Here is a 23,060-nt window from a genome sequence, read left to right as displayed (position 1 = left end):
GGTAAACAAGGCGTATCACAGCGCTGAATTATTCGGCGGCTTGAAGTTGCGGCCGCAGCGGCGCCGTCGAGAGGCGGTCGAGCAGACGCTGGCGTTCGCCGGCGGCTTTTTCGGCACTGGCCTGCTTGACGTGGCCAAAGCCGCGGATGAGCGCCGGCACCGAAACAAGCGCGGCAGCAACCTCGATCTTGCCCGGCGCCAGCGCGCCGGCGACAAGCTCCAGGTCGGCTTCATAGAGGGCAAGAAGCTGCCGCTCCATACGCCTCTCGGCGCTGTAGCCGAACAGGTCGAAAGCGGTGCCGCGCAGGCCCTTCATCGCCGCCAGCAGGCGGAACCCGTTCATCGTCCACGGGCCAAAGCTCGATTTCTTCGGCTTGCCGTCACTGCCGCGCCTGCCCATGATCGGCGGTGCGAGATGGAATTCAAGCTTGCCGTAGCTCTGGAACTGCTTTGCGATCTCTGCGGCAAAGGAGCCGTCCGTATAAAGCCGCGCCACCTCGTATTCGTCCTTGATCGCCATCAGCTTGAACAGGTTCTTTGCGGCAGCCTCGGTCACCACGGTCGACCCGGGCACAGCATTGGTTTCGGCCTTGCGCAGCGCCGCCAGTCTGTCGGCATAGCGCTTGCCATAGGCGGCGTTCTGATAGGCGGTCAGGAAGGCGACGCGGCGAGCAATGATATCGTCCAGCGTCTCGGCAATGGCGGCATGCTGCGTGGCCTTGCCCGGCTGGGCAAGAAGGCTGCGCACGAAATCCGGCTGGTGGGCGGCGCGGCGGCCCCAGCGAAATGCCGCGATATTCATCGCTATCGCCTCGCCGTTGAGCTCGATCGCCTTCTCGACCGCCTCCGCCGACAGCGGCAAGCCGCCGTGCTGGAAGGCGAAGCCGAGCATGAACATGTTGGCGCCAAGCGAGCTGCCGAACAGCGCGGTGGCGGTGCGGGTAGCGTCGAAGAAATGCGTCCTGTCGTCGCCCGCGGCCGTTCTTATCGCTTTCTTCAGCCGCTCGACGGGCAGCGAGAAATCGGCCGAACGGGCGAACTCGCCCGGCATGATCTCGGCAGTGTTGGCGAGGAAGATGGTATGGCCTTCGCGCACCGCGGCCAACACCTTCTTGGCACCCGAAACGACGAGATCGCAGCCGAGCACGAGATCGGCCTTGCCGGCCGATACCCGAATGGCGTGGATGTCGTCCGGCGTGCGGGCGATGCGGACATGGGTGAACACCGAGCCGCCCTTCTGGGCGAGGCCGGCCATGTCGATCATGCCGCAGCCCTTGCCTTCCAAGTGCGCGGCCATGCCGAGCACCGCGCCTATTGTGACGACGCCGGTGCCGCCGACACCGTCGATGATCGCCGCCCAGCCTTGTTCACCGAGCGTAAATTGCGCCGGCGCCGGCACCCCCGCGAGCGGGTCGGCCGCGCCGGCTATGCCTTCGGCTTTCCTGATTTTGGCGCCGTGGACGGTGACGAAGGAGGGGCAGAAACCGTTGACGCACGAGAAGTCCTTGTTGCAACTCGACTGGTCGATCTTGCGCTTGCGGCCGAATTCGGTCTCGACCGGCTGGATCGAGACGCAATTCGACTGCACGCCGCAATCGCCGCAGCCTTCGCAGACCAGCTCGTTGATGAAGATACGCTTGTCGGGATCGGGGAAGGTGCCGCGCTTGCGGCGGCGACGCTTCTCGGCGGCGCAGGTCTGGTCGTAGAGCAGCACCGAGACGCCTTTGACCGAACGCAACTCGCGCTGGACGAGATCGAGGTCGTCGCGGTGATGGATGGTGGCGCCGGCGGGAAATTCCACCTTGCCGGTATATTTGTCCGGCTCGTCGGTGACGATGGCGATGCGCTCCACGCCCTCGGCGCGCACCTGCCTTGCGATCATGTCCACCGTCAGGCCGCCCTCGTGCGGTTGCCCGCCGGTCATCGCGACGGCGTCATTGTAGAGGATCTTGTAGGTGATGTTGGCGTCGGTCGACAGCGCGAAGCGGATCGCCAGCACACCCGAGTGGTTGTAAGTGCCATCGCCCAGATTCTGGAAGATGTGCTCGCGCTTCGAGAACGGCGCCTGGCCGACCCACTGCGCGCCCTCGCCGCCCATGGCGGTGAAGCCGACGGTGTTGCGGTCCATCCACAGCGCCATGAAATGACAGCCGATTCCGGCGGCGGCGAGCGAGCCGTCCGGCACCTTGGTCGAGGAATTGTGTGGGCAGCCGGAGCAGAAGAAGGGCGTGCGCGAGGCGATGTCTGACGTGTCGGCCAGCATCGCCTGGAACTGGCGCAACTTCGCCACCCGCGCGGCAATTTCTTCCGACGGGCCGATCGTTCGCAAAATCCTCTCGCCGAGCGCGATGGCAATATCGTTGGGGTCGAGCGCGCCCTTGGCCGGGAACAGCCAGTCGCCGCGCTCGTCCTTCTTGCCGACGATGATCGGCTGCGTCGCGGTGCCGTAAAGGTTCTCGCGCAGTTGCACCTCGATCAGCGAGCGTTTCTCCTCGACGACGACGATGGTATCGAGGCCGCGAGCAAAGTCGGCGATGTGCTGCAGGTCGAGCGGCCACGGGCAGCCGACCTTGAACAGCCTGATACCGATGCGACTGGCGGCCGCTTCGTCGATGCCGATATCCTCCAGCGCCTGGCGAACATCGAGATAACTCTTGCCGATGGTGACGATGCCAAGCTTGGCGCTGCTGCCGCCCGAATAGACGATCCGGTTCAGCCCATTGGCGTGGATGAAGGCCGAAGCGGCGGCGCGCTTGTGTTCATGCAGCCGCTCCTCCTGGCCGAGCATGTCGATCTCGTTACGGATATTGAGGCCGCCGGGCGGCATGTCGAAGTCCGGCACGATGATGTTCAGCCGTTCGAGCGCGGCATCGACCGAGGCCGTCGATTCGATGTTGTCCTTGACGCATTTGATCGCCGCCCAGGTGCCGGCAAAACGCGACATGGCAAAGCCGTAGAGGCCGTAGTCGATGATCTCCTGGACGCCGGCCGGATTAAGGATCGGCACCATGGTGTCGACGAACAGGAACTCGGTGGCATGCGCGTTGGTCGAGGATTCGGCCATGTGGTCGTCACCCATCAGGGCCAGCACGCCGCCATGTTTCGACGACCCGGCGAGATTGGCGTGGCGGAACACGTCGCCGGAGCGGTCGACGCCCGGACCCTTGCCGTACCAGACCGAAAAAACGCCGTCATGGGTACCCTCGCCCAGCAATTCGGCCTGCTGCGAGCCCCAGCAGGCGGTGGCGGCGAGCTCCTCGTTGAGACCGGGCTGGAAGACGATGTCCGACTGCGCGAGCTGGTTCCTGGCCTTCCACAGCTGCATGTCGAGGCCGCCGAGCGGCGAGCCGCGATAGCCGGAGACGAAACCGGCGGTGTTCAGGCCAGCCCGGCGGTCGCGCTCGCGCTGCATCAGAAGCATGCGGATGACTGCCTGGGCACCCGACAGGAAGATGCGCTCCTTTGCCAGGTCGAACTTGTCGTCGAGCGCGACATTGTGCAGCGTCATCAGGCATTTCCTGTGCGGAGGCCGCGCCTGGTGGTGCGCGGCCAACGTCGGAGTCGAGTGCCCACAGTCTTTCTTCCCTTGCCGGGGAGGTCAAACAAAATCGAAGGTGCCAGGCGGTCCGCAACAAACGATCCGTGCGCGGCCGTGTGGCGCCACGAAACGCCTGTCGGGGAGGATGGCCGAGCATGAAAAATTCCGGCGGCGGTCAGTGCCGCTGGTGATGCATCATGCAGGCTTTGGGCAACTGGGCTTCGGTTCACCGGGCAGCTTGCCGTCGACATGGCCGGCCAAGTCCTTGTTGAGCTCGTAGACTGGCCCGACCACCAGAGGCCGGTCGGGCAGGACCGACTGGTCGAGCGAGGACGTCAGAGTGGTCGCGAAACTCTGCAGCAACTTGCCGCTGGAATCCTCGATGCGGATCGACACCGCATAGGGCTTGTCCTTGACAACGCAGGTAAGCGGCGGGCTGGTGAGCGTCACATGCGGCAGCTTCGGCCATATTTTCTGGGTGACGATGATCGGATCACCACCGGCCGGGTTCTGGAAGGAGACCACAGCGACCTGCCCCTCACCCACCGGCCGCAGCGGATTGAGGGTGATGACATAGGTGGCGATACCCAGCCGGTAGTTGAACTCGAACAGCTTCCCGGAAATGGCGAACAGCTGGTCCTTGCCGGAATCACGGCAGGCGCCGAGCGCGGCCGCCGCGAACAACGCCGCGACGACAATCATCGCGCGTGAGAATCTTCTAGACATTGGTGACCTCCCTGGCCGCGGTCCGGCGGCGATAGTGTCGGTTTGCCTTCTGGCGGTTGCCGCACACCGCCATGTCGCACCAGAGGCGGCTGGAATTGCGGCTTTTGTCGACAAACAGCCAGCTGCAGTTCGGACATATCCGCAGCCTGGCGATGGTGTCGCTACGCAGCAGCGACAGCGCCGAGACCGCAAGCGCGGCCTCGAAGGCAATCGGCGTCGCCGGATCACCGAACGGTTTTCCAGGCGTGCCGATTTCGGTGCGGCTATGAGCAAGGCCATCGGCGCAGGCTTCCAAGAATTTCGGCATATCGCCGGTCGCGATCGCACCTTTCGATACCGCGCCGCGAAACAGCCGATCGGTCGTCTCCCGGATCGACAGCACCACCGGTGCGATCTTTTCAGGCGCCGGCGCTACGAGCCGCCTGCCGCCGAGCTCGGCGGCGCGAAAGGCACTCGCGGCTTCGGCAAAGCGGGCGATCTCGGCCGGATCGTCGAAACGGTCGAAAGTTTTCTTCGGATCGTTCCGCAAAACGACGGTGTTCGCCGTATCGAGCGCCAGCATGCCACCGGTAAAGCGGTGCGGAGTCCAGGATACTGTCATATGGCGAATCTAACTGATAACTCGCGTTTGACAAGTTAGATTCCGGGTGCAACGCTCGTCACTGAGGCGATCGCCGTACTGAGAATATCGTTCGTCCCAAACCTCTGCCCCGATTGCGGGGCATGCATAGAGGGTCTTGCATGCTCTATTTCTTCCAGCAGGTTCTGAACGGGCTGCATTCGGGCGCGCTCTACGCATTGCTTGCCTTCGGCTACGTGCTGACCAATGGCATCCTGCACCGTACCAATCTTGCCTATGGCGCGCTGTTCGCCTTTTGCGGGCATACGATGATCCTCACCGCGGCGTTCGGCTATCAGGCGCTGTGGCTGACGCTGTTTGCATCGGTCGCGCTCGGCGTAGCTGCGGCATTCCTTTATGCGGCGCTGCTCAGCCATGTCCTGTCGCGAAGTATCTTCGAACCGCTGGCCGACCGCTCGCCCAACGCCATCGTGGTGACGACGCTCGGCATATTGCTGGTCTTGTCGGAAGCCAGCCGCATCGCCGCCGATACCCATGACCTATGGTTGCCGCCAATGCTGGCCCAGACCATCGTCTTCGCGCAGAATGCCAGCTTCAAGGCGACGTTGACGCTGATCCAATTGCTCGATTGCGCCGCCGTACTGGCGGCCATAGCGCTGGCTGCTTGGGGCTTCGCATATTCGAGCTTCGGCCGGAGCTGGCGCGCCGTATCCGACGATCCCAAGGCGGCTGCGATGTGCGGCGTCGATGTCCGTGCGGTGTTTCGGCGTGCGGTGCTTTTCGGCGGCCTTTGCGCGGCACTGGCTGGCGTGCTCGCCGCCTTCTACTACGGTAACATCAGCTTCGGCACAGGGTTGGTCTACGGGTTGAAAATCCTGTTCGTGACCGCAGTGGGCGGCTATCTTTCGCCTTTGCGGGCGGCACTGGGCGCCGCCGCTTTCGGCATGGCCGAATCGCTATGGGCCGGCTATTTTCCGCTCGAATGGCGGGACGGCTGGATGTACCTGTTCCTCGTCGCCATGCTTGTGCTGATCGGCGCCGGCCGCGACCAACAGAAGATCGCCTGAGCCGCACCCGACTTTGCTTGGGTGAAAGCGCCGCATGTCCTTGGACATGCAAAGGATGCGGCAGCATTTTGCCGCCCGTCATCTCACAACTGTGTTTATGCGGGCTGTCCCGTGTTGACCCGCCGGACCACGCACTGCATACCGTTGGTCCACAGCGACGCGACGGACAGGGAACCGCCGCGCTCTGACACAAGGGAGGAATGCATGGCAGGGCTTCTCGCTCTTTCCAGAACCATTGACCGTTTGAACGAATTCATCGGCAAATGGGTTTCGTGGCTGATCCTGCTGGCGATCCTGGTAAGCGCCGCCAACGCCGTCATCCGCAAGATGTTCGACATGTCCTCGAACGCCTGGCTGGAATTGCAATGGTATCTGTTCGGCGCCGCCTTCATGCTGGCCGCCGCCTACACGCTGAAGCAGAACGACCATATCCGCATCGATATCGTCTACGGCATGTTCTCGCGCCGCGTGCAGCACTGGATCGACCTTTTCGGTCACGTCTTCTTCCTGATGCCGTTCGTGACGTTGATGGTGGTCTATTTCGTTCCCTATGTGTCGCTGTCGTATCGCAGCGGGGAGATGTCGAACAATTCCGGCGGGCTGATCATCTGGCCGGCGAAGGCGATCCTGCTGGTCGGCTTTTTTCTGCTCGCACTGCAGGGCATTTCCGAAATCATCAAGAAAATCGCCATCATGCGCGGTCAGATGGACGATCCCACCCCGTTCATATCGGCGCATGAGCAGGCCGAACTCGAAGCCAAGGCGCTCGCCGAAGAGGTGCGCTCGTGATCGAGTTCATCGCCCAGAACATGGCGCCGATCATGTTCGCCTCGCTGGTCGTCTTCCTGCTGATCGGCTACCCCGTCGCCTTCTCGCTCGCCGCCAACGGCCTGATGTTCTTCTTCATCGGCGTGCTTCTGTCGCCCTATTCGGGCGGCTCGATCAATCTCGCCTGGCCGTTGCTGCACGCGTTGCCGGATAATTTCTATGGCAGCCGGGTGATGTCGAACGATACGCTGCTGGCGATCCCGTTCTTCACCTTCATGGGCATCGTGCTCGAACGATCCGGCATGGCCGAAGACCTGCTCGACACGATCGGCCAGTTGTTCGGACCGGTCCGTGGTGGCCTCGCCTATGCCGTGATTTTCGTCGGCGCGCTGCTTGCCGCGACGACCGGCGTGGTGGCGGCCTCCGTCATTGCCATGGGTCTGATTTCGCTGCCGATCATGCTGCGCTACGGCTACGACCGGCGGCTGGCATCCGGCGTCATTGCCGCGTCCGGGACGCTCGCCCAGATCATCCCGCCGTCACTGGTGCTGATCGTCCTGGCCGACCAGCTCGGCCGCTCGGTCGGCGATATGTATAAGGGAGCGCTGATCCCCGGGCTCATTTTGACCGGCATCTACATGCTCTACATCCTGCTCATGTCGATCTTCCGGCCGAAGTCGATGCCGGCCCTGCCGCTGGAGGCCCGCACGCTCGGCCACGGTGTGCTGTCGCTGCTGGCGGCGCTGCTGGCGGCGGTGGTGGTTTCCTATGCGGCGTATCGCTACCTTGCGCCGAACCATGGCGGCAACGCCGATATCCTCGGCGCCACCATCGGCGTCATCTTCATCTATGTCGTGGCGATTGTTGACCAGCGCCTGAAGATCAACCTGATGTCCAGACTGGCACAGCAGGTGATCATCGTGCTGATCCCGCCGCTGGCGCTGATCTTCCTGGTGCTGGGCACCATCTTCCTTGGCATCGCCACGCCGACGGAAGGCGGCGCCATGGGCGCCGTCGGCGCGCTGGCAATGGCGGCGATGAAGGGGCGGCTGTCGCTCGACGTGGTCAAGCAGGCGCTGGCCTCGACGACCAGGCTGTCGTCCTTCGTTCTGTTCATCCTGATCGGCGCGCGGGTGTTCTCGCTGACCTTCTACGGCGTCAATGGCCACATCTGGGTCGAGCACCTGTTGACGTCGCTGCCGGGCGGTGAAGTCGGTTTCCTGATTGGCGTCAACATCCTCGTCTTCGTGCTCGCCTTCTTCCTCGACTTTTTCGAGCTTGCCTTCATCATCGTACCGCTTTTGGCGCCAGCGGCTGACAAACTCGGCATCGACCTGATCTGGTTTGGCGTGCTTTTGGGCGTCAACATGCAGACCTCCTTCATGCATCCGCCCTTCGGCTTCGCGCTGTTTTATCTGCGCTCGGTCGCCGCGCGCGTGCCCTATCTCGACCGACTCACCGGCAAGCAGATCGCGCCGGTCACCACAGGGCAGATCTATTGGGGCGCAGTGCCCTTCGTCTGCATCCAGGTGATCATGATCGGCCTGACCATCGCCTTCCCGCAGATGGTGATGCACTACAAAGGCACTGTCGTCGATCCTGGCACCATCAACTACCAGGTGCCGGAAACGCCTGGCATCGGCTTGTCGCCGCTTGGCACGCCGCCGGCCAACGGCGGCACTGCCCCGGCCTCACCTTCCACACCGGATTTGTCGCAGCCGCCGAGCTTCGACGAAAAGCCGCCCGCGAAACCGGCGGCGCCGGCAATCGATCTGTCGCAACCACCGAGTTTCAACTGAGGAAGGCCCGGCAGCCATGAAGGCGGTTCGGTTGGAGCGAGTGGGCAGCCTCGCCGTGTGCGAGGTCGAGAAACCGACCGCCGGGCCGAACGATCTGCTGGTGCGCATCGAGGCGTGCGGCGTCTGCGGCACCGACAGGCATCTTTTCCATGGTGAATTCCCGTGCACGCCGCCGGTGACGCTCGGGCATGAATTCTCCGGCATCGTCGAGGCGGTCGGACCTGCCGTATCCGGCTTTTCCGTCGGCGACCGCGTCACCGGCGATCCCAACATTGCCTGTGGCCGATGCGAGCATTGTCAGGCCGGCCGGGTCAATCTCTGCGGCAATCTACGCGCCATCGGCATCCATTGCGATGGCGGCTTTGCCGAATATCTTGTCCTGCCACAGAAACAGGCCTTCGTCTTGCCAGGCGATCTGAAGCCTACGCATGGTGCTTTCTGCGAGCCGCTCGGCTGCTGCCTGCATGGCGTGGACCTTGCCGCGATCAAACCAGGCTCGTCGGTCGCGGTGCTCGGCGGCGGCGTGATCGGCCTGCTCACCGTTCAGCTGGCAAAGCTCGCCGGTGCGACGACCATTATCTTGTCGACCCGTCAGGCCTCGCGGCGGGCTCTTGCCGAGCAATTTGGCGCAACGGCGACGCTCGATCCCAGCGCCTTCGATGTCACCGATGCGATCGTCGGCCCGTCGGGTTTCATGCCGGGCGGCGTCGACGTGGTGTTCGAATGCGCCGGCGTGAAAGACACTGTTGAGCAGGCGATGCGGCTGGCCAAAGCGGGCGGCACCGTCGTCGTCGTCGGCGTGATGCCGCAAGGCATGAAAGTGGCGTTCGAACCGTTCGATCTGCTGTTCCGTGAGTTGAAGGTCCTGGGTTCCTTCCTCAACCCCTTTACCCATCGCCGGGCCGCCGATCTTATCGCCTCGGGGGCGATCGAAGTAGATCGGCTGATATCACGACAAGTCAGCCTCGACGAGGCGGTGGCGATCATTGCCAACCCGCCGGCGCCAGGTGAGGTCAAAGTCCTGGCAGTGCCTCAGAGCTGATCCATCGGGCCAGTTGCCACCGGCAGGCTTCGCGGTTCTGCGTCGCATCGATGGCTTCATCCTCAATCTGATAAAGCCGGGCTGATGAAGCCGGGGAAAGGCGACCCCGCCACCTATGCCGACGCCGGCTTACAACCGGGTGAAGGTCCAGCAACTGATGCGTGGCCGCATCAAGTCGACAGTGTTCTATTGCCATGCTCCGGGCGGGAATACCGGTGGAAGTCAGTGCGTCCGAGGCTGACAGGAAGGAACACAGGGCGTGCTCAGGGTCCTTTGACAAGAACCACGTCTTCCTGGAGCGGAATGCATTCAAATAAAACCGGGCATCCGCTTTGTTTTAGCCCATTTCTGCGACGCCGAGTGGAGCCACTCGGCGTCGCAGAATGTTCTAGAGCTTGCTGTTGCGCTGCTGGACCATCATGAAGGTGTCATAGTTGTACTCGGCCACCTGCGCCCAGAGATAATGCTCCTTGCGGAACGCCTTGATCGAATCCCAGATCTTCTTGAACGGCGCGTTCGAGGCTTCCATCTCGGCATAGACTTCGTTGGCCTTTTCGAAACAGGCGGCCATGATCTCCTGGCTGAACGGGCTCAACTTGGCACCGCCGGCAACCAGCCGCTTAACCGCCGCCGGATTGAGATAGTCGTATTTCTGCAGCATGTTGGCGTCGGCCGCTTGAGCGGCAGTATGCACCAGCGACTTGTAAGCCGGCGAAAGTTCGTCGTATTTCGCCTTGTTGAACATCAGATGGACAGTCGGTCCACCTTCCCACCAGCCGGGATAGTAGTAATAGGGCGCAACCTTGTAGAAGCCGAGCTTCTCGTCGTCATAGGGGCCGACCCATTCGGCGGCATCGATCGTGCCTTTTTCCAGCGCCGGATAAATGTCGCCACCGGCGATCTGCTGAGGAACCACGCCGAGCCTTTGCACCACTTTGCCGGCAAAACCACCGATACGCATCTTGAGGCCGGAAAGGTCGGCGACCGTTTTGATCTCCTTGCGGAACCAGCCGCCCATCTGCACGCCGGTATTGCCGCCCGGCAGCCCAAACAGACCCTGCGTCGCCAGGAACTCGTTGAACAGATCGATGCCGCCACCATGATAGTGCCAGGCGTTTATGCCGCGCGCGTTGAGCGAAAACGGAACCGCCGCTCCCAGCGCCCAGGTCGGGTCCTTGCCCCAGTAATAGTATGCCACCGTGTGGCAGGCCTCGACGGTGCCGGCAGTGGTGGCATCGGCGGCCTGCAGGCCGGGAACGAGTTCGCCGGCGGCGAAGACCTGGACCTGGAAGTTGCCGTCGGTCGCCTCCGACAGCATCTTGGAAAACACTTCGGCGCCACCATAGATCGTATCGAGCGACTTCGGGAAGGACGACGCCAGCCGCCAGGTCACTTTCGGATTGGACTGAGCGATGGCCGGGGCGGCAAGTGTCGCGGCAGCGGCCGCGGCGCCAACGCCGGCGGTGCCGGCCTTGCGGATGAACGAACGACGATCCATGAAGTTCCTCCCTTTTGGATCCACTGACCGACATTCGGGACACTGGGGCCCGGATCGGCTTCGAGCCGACAATACACAGGCAAGGAGTCGAGTCCAGCACGGCAGCCCGGTTTGAGCGGCGCATTTCGGGGAAATTCACGGCGTTGGGGCAGATCTTGCAACTATAGTCTAAGGTCGATTAACTGGCCTACGCGACACGCCGAAACTTGCCATGGAAATGCGCCTTCGGATCGCCTATTTTGCAGGCAGATAATTCGTTGCACCCGATGGGATCCGGACCAATGCACCAGCCGCTCGTCGCAATATCGACCGACGTCCGCCAGTTCGACAATTACACCTGGCATGCCACGCCACAGCAATATCTTGAAGCGGCGCTTTCGGGTGCAGGCGTGTTCCCGCTGCTGGTACCATCCTTCGGCGACCGGCTCGACTTCGACGAACTGCTTTCCGCCGTCGACGGCGTCATGGTCACCGGTTCCAAATCGAACGTCCATCCCTCGCTCTATGGCGGTGACGCCAGCGAAGCCAATGGTCCTTACGACTCCGCCCGCGACGCGACGACGTTGCCGCTGATCCGCCGGGCGGTGGAGCGCGGGGTGCCATTGCTCGCCATCTGCCGCGGCATCCAGGAGATGAATGTGGCGCTGGGTGGCACGCTGGCCACCGAAATCCAGGAACGCGCCGGTTCGCTCGATCATCGTGCGCCGGCAAGCGACAAACAGGACGAACGCTTCGCCATCCGCCAGAGCGTGTCAATAAAACCCGGCAGCTGCCTGGCCGGGGTCTTCGGCGCCGGCGACATCATGGTCAATTCGGTGCATCGCCAGGCCATCGACCGGCTTGGCCCAAAGTTGCAGGTCGAAGCGGTCGCCGCCGACGGCACTGTCGAGGCGGTTTCGGTGCGCGATGCACGGGCTTTCGCCGTCGGCGTCCAGTGGCATCCCGAATACTGGGTCAAATCGGACAGTATCTCGGTAAAGATATTTCGCGCATTCGGCGATGCGGTGCGCCTGCATCAGGCGGCGAAATCGGGTGCGCGCGCAGCCGCGGAATAGGTCAATCGCAGAGGTCACCCGACGCTGACGTTGCACTCGGCCGGCCAACAGAAGGCGCTCAATAAACCGCCGACAGCAGAAGCTGCCGGTGGCACAGTTCATAGGGCAGCTGTCTCGTTTTGCGGGAACATGGCGCGACGTGTTTCGGTATCGAGCTCCGTCTTGAAGGCATGCTTCGCCTTCATATCCAAGGCGCGCTGGACAGCAGGGCGCTTGGTCACTTCATTCATGAAGTGCATGACATTGGGATAGTCGCCAAGACCTTTGGCGCCGAATACATATCCGGCGGAGGCGGCCCAACCCCAAAGTGCCATGTCTGCGATCGTGTACTCGTCGCCTGCCAGATATCGGGCCTCCCCGAGGCGACGGTCCAGAACCGCGTAGTGGCGCTCAAGCTCCTTCACGTAACGATTTTTCGCATAGGCGATATCTTCCGGCGCATAGTGAAGGAAGTGGATCGCCTGGCCGGAAAACGGCGACAGGCCCGTTGCCACGAACTGCAGCCATGACAGCATGACAGCCCTGTTCTTCAGTTCGGCGGGAATGAATTTTCCGTGCTTCTCGGCGAGGTAGAGGAGGATGGCATGAGAGTCGAATATCGTCACATCCCCGTCCACCATCGCCGGAACCTTGCCGTTTGGATTGACCTCCCTGAATTCCGGCGTGTGCTGTTCGCCCTTGAAGATATCGACCGGCGAGATGTCGAAGGGCAATTCCAGTTCTTGCAGCAGCACCGCCACCTTCATGGAATTCGGCGTGGCATGAAAATATAAATTGAGCATTTTTTCTGTCTCATCGTTGAACATCTGCCCAGTCAACCCAATTGGCCGTCTGCCGATGTTGGAATCAGAACATGCTGGCTTGCGCACCAACGCGCCAATCGATCTCGCGGATTGGTGGCATCGAGCCCGTTCATGGCAGGTCGGGCGATGGGATGGATTTGGATTTCAGCAAGCGCCAAACCCATGAACACGATCGATCGGTCTCATCATGAAAGGCGATTTCTCGAGGGGCGCGCGGGGTTCTAGAGCGGTGACATCAACCGATCGAAAGGAACCAATCATGATCTCTCGCTCTCTAATGGCTGGCGTCGCCGCTATAGCTTTTTTCAATCTTGTATCGCCATCGATGGCCGACAGCACGGCTCATGGAATTTCGTTTACCTCCGACCAGAGTTATCCGGAAAGCATTACGTGGTCGGCCAAGCAGGACACCTTCATGGTCGGCTCGGTGCGTCATGGCCTGGTTGGCAAGGTCGACGAAGCCGGGAAGTACACGGTGTTCGTCCACGACGCGAAACTGATTTCCACCGCGGGCCTGCTCGTCGACGACAAGCGCAATACGCTCTGGGTGACGAACTCCGATCCGGGCGTCGGCGATCGCACCAATGCGGCGAGCCAGGGCAAGCTTGCGGGCGTGGCCACATATGATGCCACGACCGGCCAGCCTCTTGCCTATCATGACCTCGGCAGCCTCAGCGAAGGCACGCATTTTGCCAATGATATCGCGCTCGACGCCGGCGGAAACGCTTATGTGACCGACAGCTTTGCCCCGATCGTCTACCGGATCGATACAGCGGGCAAGGCGACGATCTTTGCGCAGGACCCGCGCTTCAAGGATGGCGGTGGCTTCAACCTGAATGGCATCGCCTGGCACAAGGACGGCTATCTGCTCGTGGGCAAATACAATACGGGTGAGCTGTTTCGGGTCAGCATCGCCGACCCCAGCGAGGTCGAGCTAGTGAAACTGCCCGAGGCCCTGACGGGTGCCGACGGCATTCAGCTGATCGATGACCAGCATCTCGTCGTCGTGCAGAACCTTGGCGTCGATCGCACCGTCGAACTGGTTTCCACCGACGGGTGGACATCGGCAACGATCGTCCAGCAGGAGCGCAGCGTCATGTCGATGCCAACGGCCGCGGCGATCATGGGCGACGTCATCTACGTGCTGAACTCGCGGCTCGATACGCTGTTCGATCCCGCTGCCGACAAGGTCGGCGATTACCTGCTTCAGAAGTTCTGATTGCGCGACATGTGGTGGCCGGAACGGTTGCGTGGCGTCCGGCCGCTACTCTTCGTGACTATTACGAGCGCTCTGCATCACCAGTTTGCGCAGCCATATGTGGGCCGGGTCACTCCGCATCCGCGGGTGCCAGAACAGGTTCATGGCGAACGGCGAGAGCTCCAAGGGGGCTTCGAACAGATCGAGGACCTCAGCGAAGCGCTTCAGAAAACGCCGGGGCAGGGTGCAGATCAGATCGCTGTTCGCTAGAACGAGCGGGGCCAGGGCGTAGCTCTGGATGGAGACCGTGACGTTGCGCTCGCGGCCAATCTCGGCAAGCGCGTCGTCGATCATTCCTGCAAAGTGCCCGCCGCTCGTCGAAATGAGCAGATGGTCGAGGGCACAGAATTCGTCCAGGGTAATTGGTCCCTTGCCGCGTGGATGGCCGGGCCGCTGGGCCGTGACGAATTCCTCTTCGAACAGTTTTTGTCCGATCAGACCACCCGAACCGTCTTCTGCGGCTCCGATGAAGAGATCGACGTCGCCTTGCTCCAGGTGCTCCACGATCCTCGGCTTGTTGGGCACCGTAAAGGCGACCTTTGCGTTGGGAGCTTGGGATTTAAACTGCGGAATGAGGTCCGGAGCCAAGATTGCCGCCGGATTGTCCGTTGCGGCAATGCGATAGACACGTTTGCTTGTCGCAGGGTCGAACAGATGGGCAGTATTCACGAAATCGCTCAACCGTTCGAGCAGCCGCGTGAGCTCGGCCTCAAGTGCCAAGGCGTGAGGCGTCGGGGTCATCCCCCGTCCGGACGCCGCGGTGGTGAAGAGTGGGTCGTTCAACAACTGACGCAGCCGCATCAGGCGGGCCGACAAGGCAGATTGGGTGATGTTCAATCCCGTCGCTGCGTGGGTGACGTTCTGGTGCTTCAATAGCGCGTCGAGTGTCAGCAGCAAGCCGATGTCGAACTCCGATAGTTGTTTAGTCAATGGGACCTCGCAACAGCAGGCGCTATTCAACCGGAGCGATCTTTAGCACGGCTCCCCAGTTTGACGGGCATGCGGTCGCAGTCAACTTGCGATGGCCTCTAGCCGGTCCTGTCATTAGCTGTTTCTAACATCCGGCGGCTTGTTCTGCTCATGGTCTGGCCGCTAGCGATAGCAGCGGCAGCGCCGGCGCGTAGGATTCATAGCCATCGCCGTCGGCAACCGCGAACGTGACGATCGGATCGCTGCCATTGGCGCTGAGGGACACCGTGCCGTCCTCCTGCTCACGCCAGAATTTCGCCCGCTCGATGCCGGGCAGAAGCCGACGGCAATTCGAAGCGACGGTCAGCAGCGACAGGCCGGCCGAGACTTCGGCGCCGCGCCTGACCGCGCAATCCGCCTCGTCGCCGTTGGCGGTCAGCCGATAATTGCTGGAAGGCACTGCCTCATTGGCCGCACGGCTTTCGCCGGTGCCGCCGTGAAACAGCTGAAAGCCGCCGAAAAGCGCCGCTGCCACAATCAATGCAGGAAGCGTTTTCATCCTGTTTCTCCGCATCCTAGAAGCGCATCGCGTCTAAAGAGGCTCACGCGGCGCTTCAAATCCTGCTCTCCTGCATGTTGCCCAAAACCGCTGCGCAGTTCAGGTTACATGCCTAACGAAGTATGCAGAATGTTTCCAAAGCGTTAAGCCGGCGTTAATAAATGTGGCGGACCGCAGCTTAAACTCGCGCTTCAACGTCTGCCGTCTCCGGCACCGGCGTCAGCGCCTTTCGCTGCGAAAACCACGAGACCAGATTGTCGACGCACAGGTCCGCCATGGCGCGGCGGGTGTGCTGCGAGGCTGAGCCGACATGCGGCAAAAGCGAGGTGTTGGGCGCGGCAAGCAACGCCGCTGGCACATTCGGCTCGTCGGCAAAGACGTCTAGCCCGGCAGCGGCGATGCTGCCGCTGGCAAGTGCGGCGGCAAGAGCTGGTTCGTCGACCGTGCTGCCCCGGCCGATATTGACGAAGACGCCGTTCGGCCCCAGAGCCGAGAGGATTTCGGCATTGACGGCCTTTTCCGTCGAGGCCCCGCCGGGCGCCACCGAGATCAGCGTGTCGACCGCCTCGGCGAGACCTTTCAGCGTCGGGTGATAGTCATAGGACAGGCCTTCGACTCGGCGCCGGTTGTGATAGGCGATGGGCAGTCCGAAAGCATCGAGCCGCCGGGCAATGGCGAGGCCGATGCGGCCCATGCCGAAGATGCCGACATGGCGACCGCGCAAAGTCAGCCGGCTCAGCGGATAGTTGCCGTTGCGCAGCCAACTTCCGTCGCGCAGCCAGGCCTCGGCGCGCGGCAGTTCGCGGACGGTATTGATCAACAGGCCGAGCGCCGTATCGGCGACCTCTTCGGTCAGCACATCCGGTGTGTTGGTGACCATGATGCCGCGCCGTGCGGCGTGGCGGACATCGACTGAATCATAGCCGACGCCGAAATTGGCGATAATCTCGAGCTTTGGCAGCGCGTCCATCAACGCGGCGCTTATGCCGCCAAAGGCGGCTATGCCGCGCACCGTACGACGCATCTCGTCGGTGACCAGCGACGGATCGGCGCGTTCGATCCGGACGCGGCTGAAGGCCCCGTCGATGCGGCCAACCGCATGGTCGTTGAACTGGCCCGGCACCAGAATGGTAACATGTTGCTGTTCGGTTTTTGTCATGCACGTTCCACCGGTTTGCCGGTCGACTGGCGCACATGCAGTTCCGGCTTGATCAGTTCCTGCGACGGCCGCACCGTCTGTCCGTTGAGTTTGTCGAGCAGCGCGCTGGCGGCGCGGCGGCCAACCTCGCGCTGGCCGTTCCACACGGTAGTCAGCGCCGGCGTGGCGATCGCCGCTTCCTCGAGGTCGTCATAGCCGGTAACCGAGATGTCGATGCCCGGCACCAGCCCGGCGCGGGCAATGCCATTCATCAGGCCGATGGCGACGAGGTCGTTCCAGCAGCAGGCTGCGGTCGGCCTGTCCTTCAGCGCCAGGAACTGCCCGGCGGCCTCGAAGCCGGCCTGCTTGGTGCGCGGGCCGGCGATGCGCCAGGACGGCCTGACCTCAAGCCCTGCCGCCTCCATGGCGTTGACATATCCCTGATAGCGGTCGCGGCCGGTCGAGGTCTGGTCGGTACCGCCGATCATTGCGATGCGCTTGTGGCCAAGCGAGATCAGATGATTGGTAGCAAGCCCGGTGCCATAGGCATCGTCGCCGCGAAACACCGGCACGTCGGCACCTTCGACGGTGCGTGCAATCAGCACTGCCGGGAGACCGTTCTCCTCGGCCATGATTATGTCTTCGGGCGGCGTGCCGATGGCCGGCGACATGATGACGCCGTCGGCGCCGAGTTGCAGAAGCGTGTCGATGAAGGTGCGTTGTTTCTCGAGTTGGTCGTAGTGGTTCGACAGGATGAAGGTTTGCCGGCTGCGGTCGAGTTCGCTCTCGATCGAACGCAATATCTCGGCAAAGAACGGGTTCATGATATCGTGGACGACGACGCCGACAATGCCCGAGCGCGAGGTGCGCAGGCTGGCGGCGCGGCGGTTGTAGATATAGCCGATGGCGCGGGCATGTTCCTTGATGCGATCGCGGGTGCCGCCGGCGACCAGCGGGCTGTCGCGCAAGGCCAGCGAGACCGTGGCCGTGGACACGCCGAGCGCATCCGCGATGGTGGAAAGCTTGATCTTCTGTGCCAGCGCCCTGCGCTCCCGAAGCAATTTAAACTGTTTAAAGGCCGGCTCTTATGCCATCGATCCCGCGCAAATCAAAGTTTTTTTGCCAGCGCTTCCGCCTCCGCGTCCAGCGTCGCGCGGTTGCGCACACGAAGCCGGTGCTCGCGGTGGACGATGTAGAGGCCGCTGGCGACGATGACTGTCGCACCGGCCAGCGTCCAGCGGTCGGGAAACTGGTTGAAGACGATCAGGCCGGAGATGATCATCCAGATCATCTGCGAATAGGGATAGGGGGCCAGGGCCGTGGTGGTGGCAAGGCGATAGGCCTGCACAAGAAGCCAATGGCCGATGGCGCCGAAGACGCCCAGCATCAGCAATATGAACCAGTGCCAGCCATCCTGCGGCAACGAAAGCGAAAACGGCAGTGTCGGCAGCAGCAGCACGGCCGGCGCCAGTGCCGAAAACAGGATGAGGCTTTCCGAGGTTTCCGTCGCCGACATGCGGCGCGTCATGATGACGTAGAAACTGTTCGATAGCATCGAGCCGAGCGCAAAGAGATGGCCGACGCCAAAAACCCCGATGCCCGGCCGGGTGATGATGAGGACGCCGACAAAGCCGCTCATGATCGCCAGCCAACGCCGCCAGCCGGCCCATTCCCCTAGCAACGGACCGGCAAGCGCGGTGATCACCATCGGGCCGAAGAAGTAGATCGAGGTGGTTTCCGCCAGCTGCAGCGTCCGCAGCGCGAGAATGTTGCATATCGTCGATCCGAACAGGAGCAGACCGCGCGTGAGATGCGCCGGCAGGTTGGCGGGACGAAAGCGCAGCGGCTCACGCCATCCGTGCAGAAAGACGCCGACGATCAGCACATGGACCGCGAAGCGGGTCCAGGCGACGATCAGCGCCGAGACGCCGGCCAGCACAAGGTACTTGCTGCTGGTGTCGAGGAAGGTGAAAAACACATAGACGGAAAGCATGCACAGGATCGCCGCCGGCGATGTCGCGCTTTCGTCTTGTCTTGGGGGAGCATTCAATTTCAGGCCGGACGGGAAGCAAGGCGGTCCCTCACCAATGCGGCAATTGTCGCCTGCGGGCAAGCCAAAACAGTCTGGCACAACGACAGCCGCCGACAGGCTCAGTTTGTTTCCCAGTGGCCGACCTAGTGGCCGACGACTCAGGCGTGCATGCGGGCGCCCTTGGTGATCTTGTCGACGAGCTTCTTTTCGGCGCGAAGCGCGATGCCGACCACCTTGGCATCCTCCGGCGCAAATTCGGCAAAGACGGCGCGGTTGGCCAGATCATACCCGGTCGAAAACATATCCTCGACATAGAGCGAAACCGTCACACCACGCTCCAGCGCCCGCCGCTGGATCGCGCCGAGCGTCTGGCCGTCCGCCGAAAGCACGATGACCGGCTGGATCGACAGCGGGTTGTAGATATTGCCGGCGCGATCACGGTAGGGGTCGCCGATAATGTCGGGAAATTGCGCGACGATGCCGCTGGTCAGAAAGGCGGTGACATTGAGCTTTTGCCAGACGGGAAGATCATCCTTGAGCACGATTGCAAATTTCGTATCGAACATGCGACAGTTTCCAATCCGAAAAGGGGGCCAATCCGAGGCTGCGAGTGAAGCGATGGCGCACGATCTAGACCGGGAAGCCTTTCAGGGTCTTGGACGTTTGTGCGTGGATGCAGCCGAGAACTGCATCGTACCGGCACCCGGTGCTGCCGGGATGGAACGCATCGAGGCCCGGTTCCACGGCAATGCCTTCGATCTCCATCGCCACGACACCTATGCGATCGGGGTGACGTTTTATGGCGTGCAGCGCTTCCGCTATCGCGGCCAAACGCATCAGAGCCTGCCTGGCCAGATCATTATCCTTCATCCCGACGAACTGCACGATGGCGGTGCCGGCACCGAAGACGGCTTGCGATACAGAATGCTCTATTTGGAGCCGTCCCTGATGCTCGATTGTCTCGGCGGCGGATCACTACCATTCGTCGGGAATGCCGTGGTGACAGACCGCGATCTCCGGGCGACGCTGCTTTCCGCGCTCGGGCCGTTGAATCAGGAACTGGACGAGCTGTTTGTCGTCGATTTCATGACGCAGCTTATGCAAAGCTTGGCCCGGCACGCCGGTCAGCCGACGAAACCGGTAGCGAAAACTGCGTGGCGCGCCGCCAGCCTGGCGCGCGACTATCTGGAGGAAAATGTCGCGCGGATTGTACGTTCGGATGAATTGGAGGCGATAACCGGATTGGACCGTTATGCCCTGTCGCGGCATTTCCGCGCCACCTTCTCCACCAGCCCGCACCGGTTCCTGTTGATGCGCCGGCTTCAACGAGCCCGTCGGATGATCGAAGCCGACGAGCCGCTGGCGCAAATCGCCATCGCAGCCGGCTTCAGTGATCAAAGCCATTTCAATCGGCATTTCAAGAAGGCGTTCGGCGTCACACCGGGACGTTGGTCGGCACTGACGCGGCGGCCGTCAGCGGCGAACGCGTGAGCTATTCAAGCATCTTGTCTTCGATATCGAGTTCGTCATCCGGGAGCACCATTTCGCCGTTCGACAGGTTCGCCTCGACGCGGGCAAGCAGCTTGAACAGCGCTTTCTGATCCTTCTTGTCGAGACCCTTCAATGCCTGCTTTTCGGTCTTCTTCACCGACTTCTCGATGGCGTGGATGATTTCGCGGCCGGTGTCGGTGAGGAAAATATGCGCCTGGCGGGCATCGGCGGACGAGGCCCGTTTCTCCAGAAAGCCCTGCGCCTGCAGCCGGTTGATGGTCTTGGTGATGGTCGGCGGACGCACGCCGAGGCGGCCGGCAAGGTTGCCGGGCGTCTGCCCGTCCTCGCGGTCGAGCGCCAGCATGATCTGGTCCTGGCCGGCATAGAAACCATGCGCCAGAAGCCGGGCGGCGAGCGCCGTGCGCGCCAGCCGCGCCGCCGAATGCAGCCGGCTCATTGTTGCAGTCTTGTCCGCCTTGGCCATGCTCATCCCTCCTCGGCCGAACCGGAGCGGACAGCATAGAAGCAGGCCGCCGGTTGGCAATGACGATCGAAAACATTCCGGCTCGGAAAATAGCTTTGCCGGCAAGCTTCGCGGTGTTCGCCGTGGCTAATGCCAGATGTTTATTTCAGTTAGATGACAAACGACTTTCCGCAATGGCTGGATGGGGACGTGACGAGGCGTTCTCAACCGGCCTTCACCGCGACCACCATCAGGGCCTGAAAGGCGTCCGCCATTTCCCGCAGCGCTGCCTGCGACAGCGGCCCGGCCTGCCGCGCAATGCCGTCCCGCGCGTTCGATGTATCGCGTTTGCCGGGGCGATCTTTATAGGGCGCGACGGTGGCGAATATCTGCTCGCTGAGGCTGTCGGGGAAGAACATCTGGCCGGTCATCACCGAGCGGTCGTCGGGGAAGATCTTGAAATGGATGTGGGTGGTGCGGCCGCGATACCAGCCGGGATAGATGGTGGCGAAAGAAGCGATGCCGCTTTCATCGGTTCTCTGCCAGCCGCGGAGAAAGCTCTGGCCGGACGTGTCGATATCCTGCCCGTCGCCCTGTCCGGGATAGCCGGAATAGGTGCCCTGGGCATCGCAATGCCAGATATCGACGCGTGCGCCGGGAAGCGGCCGGCAGGCGGCGTCGACGATTTGCAGCCGCACATTGAGGCCGATGCCCTTCTTGCCCTCGGTGATATCGGCGCGTTCGAGCTTCGGGTCGAAATAGAACGGCCCTTCGGTGACCTCGGGCGTGATGGCGCAGACGCCGGCACCGGCTTCGAACAAAGCAAGCCCGGCATAGGGCGAAACCTGCCCGGCCCTTGCACCGGCGGGCAGGAATATGCCGCCAGCGGTAACCGCAACGAGACCGAGCGCCTGCCGACGGCTTAGTGGCAAGGACTTGTCGGACATCTGGCGCCTCTTCAACGCGAACAGCTCCGTAAATGACCCCGCCTATCTAGGGCCCGCTGTCAGGCGGCGCCAATGAAAGTTCGGTAATGTGAGGAAAGTTCGGCAATACCAGCCCCTCTTTGGCCCACCGGTTTGCCTCGTGCAAAAGCCGAGCACACATCCTATATGGAGCCGACAATCCCTATTCGAGGCACAATATGAGCGACGCACAGACGCAGATCCCCGTAACCGTCCTCACCGGCTATCTCGGCGCCGGCAAGACGACACTGCTCAACCGCATCCTTTCGGAAAACCATGGCAAGCGCTACGCCGTCATCGTCAATGAATTCGGCGAGATCGGCATCGACAACGAGCTGATCGTGGAATCCGACGAGGAAATCTACGAGATGAACAATGGCTGCGTCTGCTGCACCGTGCGCGGCGACCTGATCCGCGTCGTCGAAGGCCTGATGCGCAGGCCTGGCCGCTTCGACGCCATCCTCGTCGAGACCACTGGCCTCGCCGATCCCGTGCCGGTGGCGCAGACCTTCTTCATGGACGACGACGTGCGTTCCAAGACCAAGCTCGATGCGGTGGTGGCGCTGGTCGACGCCAAGCACCTGCCGCTGCGTCTGAAGGATTCCCGAGAGGCCGAGGACCAGATCGCCTTTGCCGATGTCGTCGTACTCAACAAGACCGATCTGGTCACCCCCGAAGAGCTGAGCAAGGTGGAGGCGACGATCCGCGCCATCAACCCGGCGGCACGAATCCATCGCACCACACGCGCCAGCGTGGCGCTGTCCGAGGTGCTCGATCGCGGTGCGTTCGACCTGTCCCGGGCGCTGGAGAACGATCCGCACTTCCTCGAGGCGCATGACGATCACGACCATCATGATCATGATCATGACCACCATCACCATGATCACGACGGCCATGATCACCACGATCATGACGGGCATCATCACGCGCATCCTTCCGACATCCATGACGTGACGGTGCAGTCGGTGTCGCTGCGCGGCGGCGAGATGGATCCGAAGAAATTCTTCCCCTGGATCGAGAAGATCACCCAGATGGAAGGCCCGAACATCCTGCGGCTGAAGGGTATCATCGCGCTCAAGGGCGATGACGAGCGCTATGTCATCCAGGGCGTGCACATGATCATCGAGGGCGACCACCAGCGCGCCTGGAAGGATGGCGAGAAACACGAGAGCCGGCTGGTGTTCATCGGCCGCGATCTCGACGCCGAGCGGCTGAAGAAGAGTTTCGAGGCCTGCCAGGCGGCTTGATTTCCAGATCTTATAACGTTAGCGCTGCCCCTTCTTTCCTTCTCCCCTTGTGGGCTAGCGTGCGCACACATCTGCTTCGGAGAGGTGTCAAGGGAGTTTTGGTTGGGTAGCAGGTTTGGCTT

21 protein-coding genes are annotated in these 23,060 nt (G+C 62.2%); 8 read left to right on the top strand and 13 right to left on the bottom strand.

Features of this window, described 5'->3' with window-relative positions; all coding sequences use genetic code 11:
- Nucleotides 1–28: 28 nt before the first annotated feature.
- The 3 genes from NKK47_RS24655 to NKK47_RS24645 all read right to left on the bottom strand — a co-directional run bounded on the left by NKK47_RS24655 (nt 29) and on the right by NKK47_RS24645 (nt 4,865).
- On the bottom strand, nt 29–3,508 hold the full coding sequence (locus NKK47_RS24655; RefSeq protein WP_352578572.1) for an indolepyruvate ferredoxin oxidoreductase family protein: 3,480 nt from the start codon (nt 3,506–3,508) through the stop codon (nt 29–31).
- A gap of 225 nt (nt 3,509–3,733) precedes the next feature.
- The gene (locus NKK47_RS24650; protein WP_352578571.1) at nt 3,734–4,264 is read right to left on the bottom strand and encodes a hypothetical protein; all 531 of its coding nucleotides are present in this window, start codon (nt 4,262–4,264) and stop codon (nt 3,734–3,736) included.
- The gene (locus NKK47_RS24645) at nt 4,257–4,865 is read right to left on the bottom strand and encodes a CGNR zinc finger domain-containing protein (protein ID WP_352454730.1); all 609 of its coding nucleotides are present in this window, start codon (nt 4,863–4,865) and stop codon (nt 4,257–4,259) included. Before NKK47_RS24645 ends, NKK47_RS24650 begins: the two co-directional genes overlap by 8 nt.
- 140 nt (nt 4,866–5,005) lie before the next feature.
- Here NKK47_RS24645 and NKK47_RS24640 point away from each other — a divergent pair, with 140 nt between their 5' ends.
- The 4 genes from NKK47_RS24640 to NKK47_RS24625 all read left to right on the top strand — a co-directional run bounded on the left by NKK47_RS24640 (nt 5,006) and on the right by NKK47_RS24625 (nt 9,520).
- A complete protein-coding gene (locus tag NKK47_RS24640; protein ID WP_023676253.1) occupies nt 5,006–5,911 on the top strand; it encodes a branched-chain amino acid ABC transporter permease in 906 nt (301 codons plus the stop codon).
- Nucleotides 5,912–6,115: 204 nt separating this feature from the next.
- Entirely contained in the window at nt 6,116–6,700 is a 585-nt protein-coding gene (locus NKK47_RS24635) for a TRAP transporter small permease subunit (RefSeq protein WP_352568382.1), read from the top strand.
- Nucleotides 6,700–8,478 (top strand): TRAP transporter large permease, encoded by a 1,779-nt coding sequence (locus NKK47_RS24630; protein WP_352568565.1) that lies wholly within the window; start codon nt 6,700–6,702, stop codon nt 8,476–8,478. The genes NKK47_RS24635 and NKK47_RS24630 overlap by 1 nt, the downstream gene beginning before the upstream one ends.
- Nucleotides 8,479–8,494: 16 nt before the next feature.
- Nucleotides 8,495–9,520 (top strand): zinc-dependent alcohol dehydrogenase family protein, encoded by a 1,026-nt coding sequence (locus NKK47_RS24625; protein WP_352568383.1) that lies wholly within the window; start codon nt 8,495–8,497, stop codon nt 9,518–9,520.
- Nucleotides 9,521–9,908: 388 nt separating this feature from the next.
- Here NKK47_RS24625 and NKK47_RS24620 read toward each other — a convergent pair whose 3' ends face one another.
- A complete protein-coding gene (locus tag NKK47_RS24620) occupies nt 9,909–11,018 on the bottom strand; it encodes a TRAP transporter substrate-binding protein (protein ID WP_352492671.1) in 1,110 nt (369 codons plus the stop codon).
- A gap of 281 nt (nt 11,019–11,299) precedes the next feature.
- On the opposite strand from NKK47_RS24620, the gene NKK47_RS24615 reads away from it, so the two are divergent.
- Complete coding sequence (locus NKK47_RS24615) at nt 11,300–12,073, top strand: gamma-glutamyl-gamma-aminobutyrate hydrolase family protein (RefSeq protein WP_352578570.1); 774 nt, start codon at nt 11,300–11,302, stop codon at nt 12,071–12,073.
- 98 nt (nt 12,074–12,171) lie between these two features.
- Here the strand turns inward: NKK47_RS24615 and NKK47_RS24610 are convergent, their stop codons facing one another.
- Nucleotides 12,172–12,879 carry a glutathione S-transferase family protein gene (locus NKK47_RS24610; RefSeq protein WP_352578569.1) on the bottom strand — a complete coding sequence of 236 codons (708 nt, stop codon included), beginning with the start codon at nt 12,877–12,879 and terminating at the stop codon, nt 12,172–12,174.
- 256 nt (nt 12,880–13,135) lie between these two features.
- Between NKK47_RS24610 and NKK47_RS24605 the strand changes: the two genes are divergently transcribed.
- Nucleotides 13,136–14,095, top strand: coding sequence for a hypothetical protein (locus NKK47_RS24605; protein WP_352578568.1), 960 nt, complete (start codon nt 13,136–13,138; stop codon nt 14,093–14,095).
- 45 nt (nt 14,096–14,140) lie between these two features.
- Here the strand turns inward: NKK47_RS24605 and NKK47_RS24600 are convergent, their stop codons facing one another.
- The 6 genes from NKK47_RS24600 to NKK47_RS24575 form a co-directional block, all read right to left on the bottom strand.
- On the bottom strand, nt 14,141–15,064 hold the full coding sequence (locus tag NKK47_RS24600; protein ID WP_352578567.1) for a LysR substrate-binding domain-containing protein: 924 nt from the start codon (nt 15,062–15,064) through the stop codon (nt 14,141–14,143).
- Nucleotides 15,065–15,212: 148 nt separating this feature from the next.
- Nucleotides 15,213–15,602: a hypothetical protein gene (locus NKK47_RS24595; protein WP_352578566.1), complete on the bottom strand. Its 390-nt coding sequence runs from the start codon at nt 15,600–15,602 to the stop codon at nt 15,213–15,215.
- A 178-nt stretch (nt 15,603–15,780) separates the two neighbouring features.
- The gene (locus NKK47_RS24590) at nt 15,781–16,761 is read right to left on the bottom strand and encodes a 2-hydroxyacid dehydrogenase (RefSeq protein ID WP_352578565.1); all 981 of its coding nucleotides are present in this window, start codon (nt 16,759–16,761) and stop codon (nt 15,781–15,783) included.
- Nucleotides 16,758–17,780: a LacI family DNA-binding transcriptional regulator gene (locus NKK47_RS24585; RefSeq protein ID WP_023676245.1), complete on the bottom strand. Its 1,023-nt coding sequence runs from the start codon at nt 17,778–17,780 to the stop codon at nt 16,758–16,760. The genes NKK47_RS24590 and NKK47_RS24585 overlap by 4 nt, the downstream gene beginning before the upstream one ends.
- 68 nt (nt 17,781–17,848) lie before the next feature.
- Nucleotides 17,849–18,733, bottom strand: a complete 885-nt coding sequence (locus NKK47_RS24580) for a DMT family transporter (protein ID WP_036238364.1) — start codon at nt 18,731–18,733, stop codon at nt 17,849–17,851.
- A 197-nt stretch (nt 18,734–18,930) separates the two neighbouring features.
- On the bottom strand, nt 18,931–19,338 hold the full coding sequence (locus tag NKK47_RS24575; protein WP_352568386.1) for a DUF2000 family protein: 408 nt from the start codon (nt 19,336–19,338) through the stop codon (nt 18,931–18,933).
- 52 nt (nt 19,339–19,390) lie between these two features.
- Here NKK47_RS24575 and NKK47_RS24570 point away from each other — a divergent pair, with 52 nt between their 5' ends.
- Nucleotides 19,391–20,263: an AraC family transcriptional regulator gene (locus tag NKK47_RS24570; RefSeq protein WP_352578584.1), complete on the top strand. Its 873-nt coding sequence runs from the start codon at nt 19,391–19,393 to the stop codon at nt 20,261–20,263.
- A gap of 1 nt (nt 20,264) precedes the next feature.
- Here NKK47_RS24570 and NKK47_RS24565 read toward each other — a convergent pair whose 3' ends face one another.
- Nucleotides 20,265–20,747 (bottom strand): MarR family winged helix-turn-helix transcriptional regulator, encoded by a 483-nt coding sequence (locus tag NKK47_RS24565; RefSeq protein ID WP_254816029.1) that lies wholly within the window; start codon nt 20,745–20,747, stop codon nt 20,265–20,267.
- A 203-nt stretch (nt 20,748–20,950) separates the two neighbouring features.
- The gene (locus NKK47_RS24560; RefSeq protein WP_352578564.1) at nt 20,951–21,673 is read right to left on the bottom strand and encodes an intradiol ring-cleavage dioxygenase; all 723 of its coding nucleotides are present in this window, start codon (nt 21,671–21,673) and stop codon (nt 20,951–20,953) included.
- A 197-nt stretch (nt 21,674–21,870) separates the two neighbouring features.
- Here NKK47_RS24560 and NKK47_RS24555 point away from each other — a divergent pair, with 197 nt between their 5' ends.
- On the top strand, nt 21,871–22,938 hold the full coding sequence (locus NKK47_RS24555) for a CobW family GTP-binding protein (RefSeq protein WP_352578563.1): 1,068 nt from the start codon (nt 21,871–21,873) through the stop codon (nt 22,936–22,938).
- Nucleotides 22,939–23,060 lie beyond the last annotated feature (122 nt).

The sequence above is a fragment of the Mesorhizobium sp. M0019 genome (genome assembly GCF_040323975.1).
In the GTDB taxonomy this organism is placed as follows: domain Bacteria; phylum Pseudomonadota; class Alphaproteobacteria; order Rhizobiales; family Rhizobiaceae; genus Mesorhizobium.
The sequence above is the reverse complement of the archived record's forward strand: the minus strand, read 5'-3'. Positions and strand labels throughout refer to the sequence as shown.